Annotated in this window: 14 protein-coding genes; 8 read left to right on the top strand and 6 right to left on the bottom strand. The window is 72.3% G+C overall.

Annotated elements, in window-relative coordinates:
* Nucleotides 1–39 precede the first annotated feature (39 nt).
* The 3 genes from J2S59_RS04610 to J2S59_RS04600 all read left to right on the top strand — a co-directional run bounded on the left by J2S59_RS04610 (nucleotide 40) and on the right by J2S59_RS04600 (nucleotide 3,890).
* Nucleotides 40–1,221 (top strand): alcohol dehydrogenase catalytic domain-containing protein, encoded by a 1,182-nt coding sequence (locus J2S59_RS04610; RefSeq protein WP_068122929.1) that lies wholly within the window; start codon nucleotides 40–42, stop codon nucleotides 1,219–1,221.
* 63 nt (nucleotides 1,222–1,284) lie between these two features.
* Entirely contained in the window at nucleotides 1,285–3,003 is a 1,719-nt protein-coding gene (locus tag J2S59_RS04605; protein WP_306824855.1) for a sulfatase-like hydrolase/transferase, read from the top strand.
* Complete coding sequence (locus J2S59_RS04600; RefSeq protein ID WP_068122196.1) at nucleotides 3,000–3,890, top strand: formylglycine-generating enzyme family protein; 891 nt, start codon at nucleotides 3,000–3,002, stop codon at nucleotides 3,888–3,890. Before J2S59_RS04605 ends, J2S59_RS04600 begins: the two co-directional genes overlap by 4 nt.
* A 10-nt stretch (nucleotides 3,891–3,900) precedes the next feature.
* Here J2S59_RS04600 and J2S59_RS04595 read toward each other — a convergent pair whose 3' ends face one another.
* On the bottom strand, nucleotides 3,901–4,947 hold the full coding sequence (locus J2S59_RS04595; protein WP_306824854.1) for a DNA polymerase IV: 1,047 nt from the start codon (nucleotides 4,945–4,947) through the stop codon (nucleotides 3,901–3,903).
* Nucleotides 4,948–5,007: 60 nt separating this feature from the next.
* Between J2S59_RS04595 and J2S59_RS04590 the strand changes: the two genes are divergently transcribed.
* Genes J2S59_RS04590 through idi form a run of 3 tightly spaced genes read left to right on the top strand, consistent with a single transcriptional unit; the run spans nucleotide 5,008 to nucleotide 6,579 of the window.
* On the top strand, nucleotides 5,008–5,544 hold the full coding sequence (locus J2S59_RS04590; protein ID WP_068119987.1) for a hypothetical protein: 537 nt from the start codon (nucleotides 5,008–5,010) through the stop codon (nucleotides 5,542–5,544).
* A complete protein-coding gene (locus J2S59_RS04585; protein WP_068119997.1) occupies nucleotides 5,541–5,984 on the top strand; it encodes a DUF421 domain-containing protein in 444 nt (147 codons plus the stop codon). Before J2S59_RS04590 ends, J2S59_RS04585 begins: the two co-directional genes overlap by 4 nt.
* Nucleotides 5,985–6,009: 25 nt before the next feature.
* Nucleotides 6,010–6,579 carry an isopentenyl-diphosphate Delta-isomerase gene (gene idi / locus J2S59_RS04580; RefSeq protein WP_246360252.1) on the top strand — a complete coding sequence of 190 codons (570 nt, stop codon included), beginning with the start codon at nucleotides 6,010–6,012 and terminating at the stop codon, nucleotides 6,577–6,579.
* A gap of 13 nt (nucleotides 6,580–6,592) precedes the next feature.
* On the opposite strand, the gene J2S59_RS04575 is transcribed toward idi, so the two are convergent.
* The 3 genes from J2S59_RS04575 to J2S59_RS04565 are packed head-to-tail and all read right to left on the bottom strand — an operon-like array spanning nucleotide 6,593 to nucleotide 8,904.
* Entirely contained in the window at nucleotides 6,593–7,441 is an 849-nt protein-coding gene (locus tag J2S59_RS04575; RefSeq protein WP_068119989.1) for a thioesterase family protein, read from the bottom strand.
* A 9-nt stretch (nucleotides 7,442–7,450) separates the two neighbouring features.
* Nucleotides 7,451–8,428 carry a succinylglutamate desuccinylase/aspartoacylase family protein gene (locus tag J2S59_RS04570; RefSeq protein WP_068119991.1) on the bottom strand — a complete coding sequence of 326 codons (978 nt, stop codon included), beginning with the start codon at nucleotides 8,426–8,428 and terminating at the stop codon, nucleotides 7,451–7,453.
* Between the two features lie 2 nt (nucleotides 8,429–8,430).
* Nucleotides 8,431–8,904 carry an ATP-dependent zinc protease family protein gene (locus J2S59_RS04565; protein WP_246360253.1) on the bottom strand — a complete coding sequence of 158 codons (474 nt, stop codon included), beginning with the start codon at nucleotides 8,902–8,904 and terminating at the stop codon, nucleotides 8,431–8,433.
* A 37-nt stretch (nucleotides 8,905–8,941) separates the two neighbouring features.
* Here J2S59_RS04565 and J2S59_RS04560 point away from each other — a divergent pair, with 37 nt between their 5' ends.
* Both J2S59_RS04560 and J2S59_RS04555 read left to right on the top strand, forming a co-directional pair.
* A complete protein-coding gene (locus J2S59_RS04560; protein WP_068119995.1) occupies nucleotides 8,942–10,153 on the top strand; it encodes a RimK family alpha-L-glutamate ligase in 1,212 nt (403 codons plus the stop codon).
* Entirely contained in the window at nucleotides 10,150–11,166 is a 1,017-nt protein-coding gene (locus J2S59_RS04555) for a DUF2804 domain-containing protein (RefSeq protein WP_306824853.1), read from the top strand. The genes J2S59_RS04560 and J2S59_RS04555 overlap by 4 nt, the downstream gene beginning before the upstream one ends.
* A 16-nt stretch (nucleotides 11,167–11,182) precedes the next feature.
* Here the strand turns inward: J2S59_RS04555 and J2S59_RS04550 are convergent, their stop codons facing one another.
* Entirely contained in the window at nucleotides 11,183–12,157 is a 975-nt protein-coding gene (locus J2S59_RS04550) for a lytic transglycosylase domain-containing protein (RefSeq protein WP_306824852.1), read from the bottom strand.
* Between the two features lie 9 nt (nucleotides 12,158–12,166).
* Nucleotides 12,167–12,583: a response regulator transcription factor gene (locus J2S59_RS04545; RefSeq protein WP_181642204.1), complete on the bottom strand. Its 417-nt coding sequence runs from the start codon at nucleotides 12,581–12,583 to the stop codon at nucleotides 12,167–12,169.
* Nucleotides 12,584–12,726: the final 143 nt, after the last annotated feature.

Here is a 12,726-nt window from a genome sequence, read left to right as displayed (position 1 = left end):
GGACCGCCCGACGACGACGTACATGAGGTGAGTGGCGCGATGAAGGCAGTGACCTGGCAGGGCAAGCGCGACATGCGGGTCGAGGAGGTGCCCGATCCGCGGATCGAGGCTCCCGACGACGTCATCATCAAGGTGACCTCGACCGGCCTGTGCGGCTCCGACCTCCACCTCTACGAGGTGCTCGGCGCCTTCATGACCCCCGGTGACATCGTCGGGCACGAGCCGATGGGCATCGTCGAGGAGGTAGGGCCCGAGGTACGCACCTTGAAGCCCGGTGACCGGGTCGTGGTGCCGTTCAATGTCAGCTGCGGTGACTGCTGGACCTGCAACCGAGGGATGCACAGTCAGTGCGAGACCACGCAGAACCGTGACCAGGGCACGGGCGCGACCCTCTTCGGCTACAGCAAGCTCTACGGGCAGATGCCGGGCGGCCAAGCGGAGTGCCTTCGCGTCCCGTTCGGCGACCGGCTCCCGATGAAGGTGCCGGCAGGTCCGCCCGACGATCGCTTCCTCTACCTCTCCGACGTGATGCCGACCGCCTGGCAGGGGCTGCAGTACGCCAACGCCGACCCCGGCAGCACGATCTTGATCCTCGGGGCCGGACCGATCGGTGACATGGCGGCGCGGATGGCGATGCATGAGGGCCACCGCGCGATCGTCGTCGACCGCCTCCCCGACCGGCTCTCCCGGGTGGCCGCCCGCGGAGCCGAGACCATCGACTTCTCCGACAAGTCCGCCACCGTCGGCGAGAAGGTCCGTGACCTCACCGACGGCCGCGGCGCCGACGCGGTCATCGAGGCCGTCGGGCTGGAGGCGCACGGCTCGCCGATCGCCGAGGGCATGCACAAGTTCATCGGGCTGCTTCCCGACGCCATCGCCGAGCCGATGATGAAGAAGGCCGGCATCGACCGGATGGCTGCGCTCTACACCGGAATCGACGCCGTACGCCGTGGGGGAACGGTCTCGATCCTCGGCGTCTATGGCGGTGCGATGGACCCGATGCCGCTGATGCAGATGTTCGACAAGCAGATCGCGCTCCGCATGGGCCAGGCCAACGTCCGGTCCTGGACCGAGGACCTCATGCCCCTGGTGACCGACGGCGACCCGTTGGGTGTGGACGACTTCGCCACCCACCACCTGCCGCTCGAGCAGGCGCCGGAGGCCTACGCCGAGTTCCAGGAGAAGGCGGACGGCGTGATCAAGGTGGTCTTCCAGCCCTGAGTGCTCGCTGGCCGGCGTTCGTTTTCGCCTGCCGGCTCCGGGACGGTGGTGTTGGATGCCGTCATGGAGCCGGTGGGCGAGATCGACCGGCGGTCGTTGATGCTGGCGGGCGCCGCGACCGCGGGCGGGCTCGTCCTCGAGAGCCTGACGCCTGCGGCCGCTGCGCCGGTGCCGCGTCGCCCCAACATCGTGTGGTTCCGCAGCGAGGACAACGGCGTTGACTTCGTCGGGTGCTACGGCAACCCGCTGGCGCGCACGCCGACGATCGACAAGTTGGCCCGTGAGGGCGTCCGGTTCGACCTGCACTTCGCGACGTCACCCGTGTGTGCGCCGACGAAGTTGGCGACCCTGACCGGGATGCACGCCGAGTCGCTCGGGCCGGGTCATCACATGCGTGCAGACGCGCGCACGCCGCCGTTCGTGCGCGGGTTCGCGACGTACCTGCGGCGGGCCGGCTACTGGTGCAGTGAGCAGGGACTTCCCGGAGCGAACCCGGATCGCAACACCACCTCGACCCGGACGGGATACCACGACGCCTCCGGTGACTGGCGCAATCGCCCGGCCGGCAAGCCGTTCTTCGTCCTGCGCGGCTCGCAGACCACGCACGAGACACAAGCCGCCTTTCCCTACCCCGGCCGGACGAACCCGGCGAAGGTGCGACTGCCGGTGTACCACCCCGACGACCCCGTGCTCCGCCTCGGGCGCGCGCACTACTTCGACCGGGTCGCGGCCATGGACGGAGAGCTCGCCGGCCTGCTGCGCCGGCTGGAGGACGACAACCTGCTGGCGAACACCATCGTGATCTACAGCGCCGACCACGGCGGGGTGCTGCCGCGCAGCAAGCGGTACTGCTACGACAGCGGTCTGCGCGCACCGCTGGTGATGTGGTTCCCGCCGCGGTGGCGGCACCTGGCGCCGGTGGCCCCGGGTTCGGTCTACCGCGCGCCGACGAGCAGCGTGGACGCCCCGGCCGCCATCCTGTCCCTCGCGGGGGTCCGCCGGCCCGCGCACTTCCAGGGCAAGCCGTTCGCGGGCACTACGGTCAGCAGACGCGCGTACGCCTTCAGCGGTCGCGGTCGCATGGATGAACAGCTCGACATGGTCCGCACGGTGCGGGGCCGCCGCTACCGCTACATCCGGAATTATCGCCCTCACCTGACCTACGCCCAGCACCACCAATTCATGTGGTTGCAGCACCCCGACGAGGTCGTCAACCTGGCCGGGCGCCCCGAGCACCGCGCCACGCTGCGCAGGATGCGGCGGGTGCTGCGCAGGCACGTCCTCGCCACCCACGACAACGGCTTCATCCCCGAGGGCATGGCGGCAGAGGGGTACGCCGCGAGCCGGCGTCGAGGCGCCTTCCCGATCCGCCGCGTCGTCGAGGTCGCGGACCTGGCCTCCGAGGGCAGGGCTCGTCATCAGAGCCCGATCGTCCGCTACTGGGGCGCGATGGGCTGCTCGGTGCTGGGAGAGCGCGCTGCGGGAGCGGTGCCGCTGCTGCGGCGGGCGGCCACGTCCGACCCCTCGCCGTGGGTGCGCGCGCAAGCGGCGGACGCGCTGGCACGCGCAGGACGGACGGACGCGGCGGTTCCCGTGCTGGAGAAGTTGTGCCGTCCCGGCAATCCTGGCCCGGTGCGACTCGAAGCGATCTGGTCACTGGCGCGGGCGGGGACGGCCGCCCTGCCGGCGCTCCCGACGTTGTTGGTGACGGCCACCGACCTCGACAACGTCGGCAGGTACGCCGTACGGGTCGTCTCCGGCACCTACGTCCCGTTGCCATGAGCGCCTGTTGCAGCCCCGGCCGGCCCGGCGCGGACCCGCCGGCGCGTCCGAGCGGCGGGCGCCGACAGTCGAGAGCGCGTGGCCTGGTCGCCGTGCCGGGCGGCCGTGCGCTGCTCGGCTACGAGGGACCGCTCGCCAACCCCGGCGAGGGGGAGGGGCCGACCCGGGAGGTCGAGCTCGGTGCGTTCCGGATCGGGGCGACCACCGTCACCAACCAGCAGTTCGCCACCTTCGTGAAGGCGACGGGCTACACCACCCTCGCCGAGCGGGAGGGATGGTCCTTCGTCTTCCACCTGCAGGTGCGCGAGCCCGCTGCGGTGCGGGGAGCGGTGGAGGCAGCGCCGTGGTGGCTGGCCACGGACGGCGCGAGCTGGCGCCAGCCCGAGGGTCCGGGCAGCGACGCGTTCCAGCTGCCCCAGCACCCTGTCGTACACATCTCGGCCCACGACGCCGAGGCCTACGCGGAGTGGGCAGGCGTGCGGTTGCCGACCGAGGACGAGTGGGAGTACGCCGCGCGTGGCGGGTTGCATGGCGCGGTGTTTCCCTGGGGCGACGAGCACCCACACCAAAGCCGAGCGGCGCGCTGCCACATCTGGCACGGCGAGTTCCCGCACCAGCACCTCGACGGCACCGTCGGTCCGAAGCCCGTCAAGAGCTTTGCCCCCAATGGCTACGGGCTGTATCAGGCGGTCGGCAACGTCTGGGAGTGGACCGCTGACGCGTGGTCGGTCCCCCACGCCGGGACCGACCCGGAGCAGCGGGTGCGGCGCGGAGGGTCGTACCTGTGCCACGACTCCTACTGCAACCGCTACCGCGTCGCTGCCCGCGACCACAGTGCACCGGGCGACACCACGAGCAACGTCGGGTTCCGCGTCGCTGCCGACTGACGCGCGGCAGTCAGCGCGCGTAGCCGCCCTCCGGCGGCACCATCTCCGCCCTGACTCCGAGGAGCCGGACAGGCCGGTCGTCCTCGAGCCGGCAGAAGAGGTCGTACGCCGTCGCCGCGATCGCGGCGACGGCGTACGTCGGCTCCGGCAGCTTGCGCACGCGGGTGGAGGTGAAGAACGGCGCGAACCGCACCTTGAGGTGCACCCGCGCACACGGGCGGCCCTCGGCGCGGATGTCGGCGACCACGCGCTCGGCCAGCTCCGTCAGCGCGGACTCCACGGCCTCGGGGCTGGTGAGGTCCTGCTGATAGGTGGTTTCGCGACCGTGGGCGCGTGGCACCCACGGCGTCGGATCGACCGTACGCCGACCCCCGCCGGTGCCGAGGTCGTGCACATGCTGCCCCGTGCGCGGTCCGAACACCGCCACGAGGTCCGCCGGAGCTGTGGCCGCGAGCTGTGCCACCGTGGTGATGCCGATGCCCTCCAGCTTCTCAGCCGTCCGCGGTCCGATGCCCCACAGCGCGCGCGGAGGCTCCGTGCCCAGCACGGACAGCCAGTTCTCGGCGGTCAGCACGAAGACCCCGCGCGGTTTGCCGCGGTCGGTGGCGTTCTTCGCGCGGACGGTGGTGTCGCCCACGCCGATCGAGCAGTGCAGGCCGGTTGCCTCGAGCACGGCGGCGCGGATCGCGTGCGCCTCGGCGACCGGGTCGTCGGTCTCGATCCCGACGAACGCCTCGTCCCAGCCCAGCACCTCGAGCACCGCGCCCGTGTGTGCGCGCAGGACCGCCATGACGTCCGCCGACGCGGCGTCGTACGTCGGCTTGTCGACGGGGAGGAAGACCGCGTCCGGGCAACGCCGCGCGGCGACCCGCAGCGGCATCCCGGACCGGACGCCGAACTCGCGCGCCTCGTACGACGCCGTCGACACGACGCCCCGCTCAGTCGGGTCACCCCGGCCGCCCACCACGACCGGCAACCCGGCGAGCTCGGGACGGCGCAACACCTCGACCGCGGCCAGGAACTGGTCGAGGTCGACGTGGAGCACCCACTGCGCCATGGCCCCATGCTGCCCGCGGCAATGCCGGGCGACGCCCACCCGGAGGTCTAGGGTCGGCACGTGAGCACGGGGCAGGCGGGAGGCAAGCTCCCCGATGACGACATCGGGACGCTCGTGCAGACCCGCCGGGCGCGCAACCTGCGCCGGCTCGGCCTGGCGCTGCTCGTCGCCGTCGTCGTGCTCGCGCTGACGGGGTTCCTCGGGCCACGGGAGCGCACCACCAGCGCACGCCTCGACACGGGCCTGGGAGTATCCGTGACCCACCCGACCATCGTGCGCCCCGGCATGGAGATCGACGTGCTCCTCGAGGTCGAGGTGCCGGGCGTCGCCGAGGAGGTGAGGGTCGTCGTCGACCAGGACCTGTTCGAGCGGATCGGCATCGAGCTCGCCGTACCCGAGCCCCTCGAGCAGTCCGCCCTCGACGGACGGGTGCGGATGGTCTTCGACCTGGGCGACACCGACCGGCCGACGCTGCTCCTGACCGGGCGGATCCCGACCCAGGCCCCGGTGGGGCGGGTGCGGACGAGGATCCACGTCAGTGCGGGCGACGAGGACACCGCAGCGCCCGTCGAGCTCACGATGTGGGTGCTGCCGTGATCATCGTGCTGCAGGCCGCGGTCGTCTTCGTCCTGCTGTGGTTCGTGGTCCGCGTCGTCGGCAAGCGCGAGCTCAGCCAGATGTCGGCCTTCGACCTCGTGCTCCTCGTCGTCATCGGCGACCTGATCGCCGAGGGCGTGATCAGCGAGGACACGTCCGTGACCGGCGCCGTGATCGCCGTGGCGACCTTCGCCCTCCTCACCGTCGGCCTGTCGTGGCTGGCGTGGCGCTTCCCGCGAGCCGAGAAGGCCCTCGAGGGCGTCCCGACCCTGCTCATCAAGAACGGCGTCGTGCTCGAGGAGGCACTCAACCTGGAGCGCGTCACCATCACCGACCTGCACGAGGCCGCCCGGCAGGAGGGCATCCGCGACCTCGACGACGTCGAGTGGGCCGTGCTCGAGCAGGACGGCACCTTCTCGTTCTTCGAGCGCGACTCCTGAACGGGTGCTGGGTACGGTCGAGCGCGTGACCATCACCACCGGCGCGGACGCGCACACCGGCTATCCGGACGAGGTCGTGCTGCTCGGCGAGGACGGGACGCCGACGGGCGAGACGCGGGCGCGGTCCGAGGTCCACACCACCAGCACGCCGCTGCACCTGGCCTTCTCGTGCCATCTGCTCGACCCCGCCGGCCGGGTGCTGGTCACGCGGCGAGCGCTGACCAAGCGCACCTGGCCGGGTGTCTGGACGGGTTCGTTCTGCGGTCACCCGCGGCCGGGGGAGTCGACGGAGGACGCCGTACGCCGGCACGCGCGTCACGAGCTGGGCATCGCCCGCGTCGACGACCTCACGCCGCTCCTCCCGGACTTCCGCTACCGCGCCGTCGACGACTCCGGGGTGGTGGAGAACGAGGTGTGTCCGGTGTTCAGCGCCCGCACCACCGAGACCCCGCGGCCCCACCCCGACGAGGTCGCGGCCATGGCGTGGGTCGAGCTCGACGACCTCATCGGCCTCATCGAGCGCACGCCGTGGGCGGTCAGTCCCTGGCTGGTCATGCAGGTCGACGGCCTGCGCCGCCTGCGCGCCGCCGCTTGACGGAGGACGCGGCTCAGCGGCGCTCGACCAGCAGGCTCTGGGCGACCTGACCGATCGGACCGTCGGGCTCGTGGAGCACCGAGGAGCCCATGCCGACCCCGTCGGCCCCGATGGTGGACTCGGCGCTGACGCCGAACCACGGGCCGCGGGGTACGTCGTGCAGGTGCACGGTCAGCTCGGTGTTGAGGAAGCTGAACCGCACGGGGTCCAGCCGTGCCCCGACGCCGTTGGTGACGTCGGCGATCATCACGACCTGCTCGAGCGGGCTGGTCTCCTCGCCGGCGACCAGCGGCTGCTCGAGGCGCACCCACGCCATCGACGTACCGCCCTCGGGCCCACCGCCGAACGGACGCGTCACGCGCCAGCTGATTGCGCTGACGAACCCGGTGATGTCCCACACCTCCGGCAGGGCGTGCTCGGCCGACGCCGTGTCCGTGACGTCGGGGAACGCCTCCGTGGGCGCGACGCGATGCGCGACGTCCGCCGTCGGCTGGGTCGCCTGCCGCCAGGCGCGTGCCTCGGCGACCGGTCGCCAGGAGCCGTCGTCCTGCCGCGCCTCCAGCGTCGCGCCGAGCAGCTCGATCCGCCGACCGGGGCGCAGCACCCGCGCGCCGACACGCACGTCCGCGGTCGGCACGGCGCCGAGCAGGTCGACGCCGATCTTCGTCAGCCGCGTGTCCGAGCGCGGGGCGAGTCGGTCCATCGCCCGCGCCAGCAGACCGGCGGGCGGTCCGCCGTGTTGGACGCCCGGCCCCCAGGGGCTGCCGACGTGCCGGGTGGGGGAGAGGACGTCGTACGTCGTGCCGGGCTCCTGCTCGGTGCCGAGGAGGACGTAGCAGCCTTCGGGGGTCGCGGTGGTCACCGGACCCTTCTATCCCACGCTGTCCTCGGCCCCGTCCTCGACCTCCGCGATGTGGATCACGGCGTCGCCGGAGTTGACCAGCGGCGCCTCGGTGCGGCCGACCACGATCCCGTCGCGGTCGGCGTGGACGAGGCGCACCCGCTTGCCGAAGGAGTCGAAGAGCCCGCCGAGCCGTTGACCCTTCTCGACCCGCTCACCGAGCCCGGCCTCGAGGTGGAGCACGCCGGTGCCGCGGGCCCGCACCCAGCCGCTGCGCCAGGACACCGCGCTGCGTGGCGGCGGCTCGTCGGCGAGCGGCTCGGTCATGCCGAGCGCCGCCAGCACGCGGCGTACGCCCCGGACTCCGGCCTCGATCGCCCACGGGTCCATCCGCCAGGCCTCGCCGCCCTCGTAGAGCAGCACCGTCGCGCCCTGCTCGCGCGCGGCCGAGCGCAGCGACCCGTCGCGCAGCCGCGCGTGCAGCATCACGGGGGCGCCGAAGGCGGCGGCCAGCTCGCGGGTCCGCGGGTCCTCGAGGTCGGCGCGGACCTGGGGGAGGTTGGTGCGCCGGTCGGAGCCGGTGTGCAGGTCGATGCCGACCTCGCACTTGCTGACCACCTCGGTCATGAGCAGGTGGGCGATGCGTCCGGCGAGCGAGCCCCGCGCCGAGCCTGGGAACGAGCGGTTGAGGTCGCGGCGGTCGGGCAGATAGCGGTCGCCGGTCATGAAGCCCAGCACGTTGACCACGGGTACGGCGATGAGGGTCCCGCGCAGCACGCGGGCATCGAGATCCGCCAGCACCTGCCGCACGACCTCCACCCCGACCGCCTCGTCGCCGTGGATGGCGGCGTTGATCCACACGGTCGGGCCGTCCTCGCGTCCGTGCACGACCCGCACGGGCAGGTCGACCTCGGCGCCGGTGACCAGCCGGGTGATCGGCAGCGACAGCGACTGGGTGCGCCCTGCGCGGACCCGGACGGGACCGATCTCGAACGACTCGCGGGCCACGCTCAGCGCCCCCGGTTGCGCCGGCGCAGGGCCAGCGGCGGTCGCGGTCCGAGGTAGGAGCGCGCGGGGTCGACGACGTACCCCTGGCGCAGCGCCTCGCGCCCGACCAGCATCCGGAAGCCCATCTCGTCGCGGCGGCTCAACGTCACCTCGGCGAGCACCTCGTGGCCGACGAGGGCGAGCCGGATCGGCACGACGTAACGCTCCTCGGTGTGCCCCGACGACGAGCGGACCTCGCGGACGTCGAGCACCGGACAGCTCACCTCCACGGCGTCGTCGTCGATGGCCTGCCATGGATGCACCCAGAACCTCACCCACCGTGCGCCCTCGCGCTCGATCTCCTCGAGGTCGAAGGCGTGCATCGACGACGTGCGCGCGCCGGTGTCGAGCTTGGCCTTGATCCAGTCGACGCCGAGCTCGGGAAGGCTGACCCATTCGCGCCAGCCGGCGAGGGTGTAGGAAGGTTCTGCTTGCACGTCCCTGCTCCTGTTGGCCTTGCTCCTCTGGAGAATCATGAAGCTGGCGATCTTGTCGCGTGCCCCGCGTTCGTACAGTACGCAGCGGCTGCGCACCGCTGCCCTGGATCGGGGCCATCGGGTCAAGGTGCTCAACACCCTGCGGTTCGGCATCGACCTGTCGGGTGAGGAGCCGGACCTGCAGTTCCGCGGCAAGCAGCTGTCGCACTACGACGCGATCCTGCCGCGGATCGGCAACTCGATCACGTACTTCGGCACCGCGGTCGTGCGGCAGTTCGAGCAGATGGACGTCTACACGCCCAACACGTCGTGGGGGATCACCAACTCCCGCGACAAGCTGCGCGCCACCCAGATCCTGTCGCGGCACAACATCGGCATGCCGGCGACGACCTTCGTGCGCGACCGCGCCGACGTGATCCCCGCGATCGAGCGGGTGGGCGGCGCCCCGGTCGTCATCAAGCTGCTCGAGGGCACCCAGGGGATCGGCGTCATCCTCGCGCCGGAGCTGAAGGTCGCCGAGGCGATCATCGAGACCCTGCACAGCACGCGGCAGAACGTGCTGATCCAGCGCTTCGTCGCCGAGTCCAAGGGCCGCGACATCCGCGCGCTCGTCGTGGGTGACCGGGTGGTCGCCGCGATGCGCCGGGTGGCCCAGGGCGACGAGTTCCGCTCCAACGTGCACCGCGGAGGCAGCGTCGAGGCGGTCAAGCTCGAGCCGGCGTTCGAGCGCGCGGCCGTGCGCGCCGCGCAGATCATGGGCCTGCGGGTGGCCGGTGTCGACATGCTCGAGGGCAACGACGGGCCGCTGGTGATGGAGGTCAACTCCTCGCCCGGGCTCGAGGGCATCGAGACCGCCACCGGCCTCGACGTCGCCGGCGCGATCATCGACTACATCGACAACCAGGTCGCCTTCCCCGAGATCGACGTGCGCCAGCGGCTGACGGTCTCGACGGGGTACGGCGTCGCGGAGATCGCGGTGCTCGAAGGTTCGGACCTGGTCGGCAAGTCCCTGGGCGACTCGGGTCTGCGCGAGCGCGACATCACCGCACTCACCCTGCACCGCGGCGTCACCGTGATCCCCAACCCCAACGCCCACCACGTGCTGGAGGCCGGCGACCGGCTGCTGTGCTTCGGCAAGCTGGAGGAGATGCGCTCGATGATCCCCAGCCGGCGCCGGCGCACGCGTCGGGTCAAGAAGCTGCCCGCCGAGCCGATCCACGACCTGCCCGCGGCCGAGGACGCCGGGTGATCCCCGAGATCACCGCGCCGGTGGCGCTGCTCGACGAGCGCGGACGGCTCAACCGTGCGGCCGTGGGCTGGACGCGCACGCCGCTGCACGACACCAGTGGAGTAGCGCGGCGTCGCGGCTGGCGCCCGCCGGTGGCGTGGGGGCGCAACAAGCGTTGGGAGTACTGGGCGGTCATCACGCCCACCCACGTCGTCGCGCTCGTCGTCTCGAGCATCGACTACGCCGCGGTGCACGGCATCTTCTGCCTCGACCGCCGCACCGGGGCGCAGATCGCCCACGACGCGATCGGGGTCCTGGGCGGCTCGGCTCGGCTGCCCGGGTCGCTCGGCGGCGGTCCGGCCCGCGGCCGGACCCGGGCGGTGCGTACGGAGGTCGAGGAGACCCCCGACGGCACCCGACTGCGTGCGGAGGGTGCTCGGGTGAGCCTCGACGTCGTGGTGCCCCGCCCTGCCGACCACGAGGCGATGGGTGTCGTCGTGCCATGGAGCGACCGGCTGGTGCAATACACCGTCAAGGACGTCGGGCGTACGGCGTACGGGCGCCTCATCGTGGACGGTGAGGAGGTCGCGGTCAGCGAGGCCGACTCCTGGGCGGTCCACGACCACGGCCGGGGCCGTTGGCCCTACGACATCGCCTGGAACTGGGGCGCCGGCGGCGGGCGGGTCGACGGCCGGGTGATCGGGGTGCAGCTCGGCGCCCGGTGGACGGCCGGCACGGGCTCGACGGAGAACGCGTTGTATGTCGACGGGCGGCTGACGAAGATCCACCACGAGCTCGACTGGCGCTACACGCCCGGCGACTGGCTGGCTGCGTGGGAGGTGCGGGGCGAAGGCGTCGAGCTGACCTTCACCCCCGAGCACCTGCGCCGGGCCGTCACCGACCTCACGGTGTTCTTCTCCAAGACCCACCAGGTGTTCGGCACCTGGGCCGGCCGGGTCCGCGACGCCGACGGCGCATGGGTCGAGGTGCGCGAGGTCTACGGGTTCGCCGAGGACGTCCACAACCGCTGGTGACGACGCACGCGGCGGGTCAGGAGCCGCGGCGGGCGAGCCAGCGCCGGACGGGCACCGGCTCGCGCTCGGCGTAGCCCACCGGCAGGTGCACGTCGCCGGCGGCGGTGGAGTAGAAGATCTCCCAGGCGTGGAACCCGAAGTAGGTCCGCGGCCGCTCCTGCATCACCTGCGCGAGGTGCGTCACCGCGCGCACATAACGGACGTCGTTGTTGTAGGAGTACAACGCCCGCGACCTGCCGCCAGGCCGCGTGAACCCGCGGGCGCGCAGGTAGCGCGCGGCCGCGGCGATCGCGTCCCGTGGCTCGTCGATGTCGCCGCGACCGTAGTGGCGCCAGGTCTCCGGGATGAACTGCATCGGGCCCCGCGCGCCGGCGACGGAGGTGCCGCGGATGCGTCCCATGCCGGTCTCGACCAGGTTGATCGCGGCGAGGTACTCCCACTCCACACCGAAGCGCCGCTCCGCCCGGCGGTAGAGCCGCCGCAGCTCCCGCGCCGACAGCGGCTCGGCGACCTGCCAGGCCGGGAGCCGCTTGTTGGGCCGGTAGCCGCGCTGCATCGAGAGGAACTCGCGGCGCGAGGCGAGGTTCTTGCGCGCCGACGAGCGGTGGACGCGGGGGAGCGCCCGCAGGACGGCGGCGTCCCAACGCGGCCGCTGGGCCACCGCGCGGTAGACGACCTGCTGGACGCGGCCGGCGGCGGCGAGCAGCTCGGGCGGCGTCCGCGGATCGTCGATGGTGCGTTCGGCCACGGCCAGCGCGGTGGCCGCGCCCTGCGGCGTACGGGGTGGGGCGGGGGGTGCGTCGAGCGCCTTGCGGAGGACGGCGGGTGCCGGCGGGTCCGCCACGGCAGTGCTCGGCGCACTGCTCGGGGAGGTGGCCGGCGGCGCATGGCTGGAAGCGGCGTCGGGCTGGTCGCCCGTCGTGCATCCACCAAGGGCGAGGGCGAGGGCGAGGGTGCTGAACAGGCCTACAACGGGGCGGGAACGTCCCATGCGACCAGCCTAGGAGGTGCGCGGTCGCACCATCATCTCCTCGATCCGGGTGTGCAGGTCCCGGGTGCTGAAGGGCTTGCGCAGGTAGGCGTCGGCGCCGTGGTCGAGGCAGCGCTGGATGAGCTGCTCGTCGGTCCGGGCCGACAGCATGAGCAAATACGCGTCGCTGACCGCGCGGAAGCGCCGGCACAGCTCCTCGCCGTCGACGGTCGGCACCCCGACGTCGAGGGTGACCAGGTCGGGCGAGAGCACCGCGAACGCCTCGAGCGCGTCGCCACCGTCGTGGACGACCTCGGTGCGGTAGCCGCGGGCGGCAAACAGGGTGTGCAGCAGATGCGCGATGTCGCGGTCGTCCTCGACCACCAGCACGCGCAGCGGCTGGGAACCGCGGGCAGGAGGCGGAGGTGGGGCACCGGCGGCGGACATGGTGCAAGCCTGCCCGTCAATGCTCAGGCGTCGCAGCGGATTGGTCGGACGGGTCCCGCGGATTGGCGCCAGATTCGCTCAAGATGGGCCGGCTGGGAATAGATACCCCCTGGGGGTACCTTGAACCTGATGCGGCGTCCGGA

This window comes from Nocardioides massiliensis, assembly GCF_030811215.1.
GTDB classification, from domain to species: domain Bacteria; phylum Actinomycetota; class Actinomycetes; order Propionibacteriales; family Nocardioidaceae; genus Nocardioides_A; species Nocardioides_A massiliensis.
This window is presented reverse-complemented; position numbering and strand designations above follow the sequence as displayed.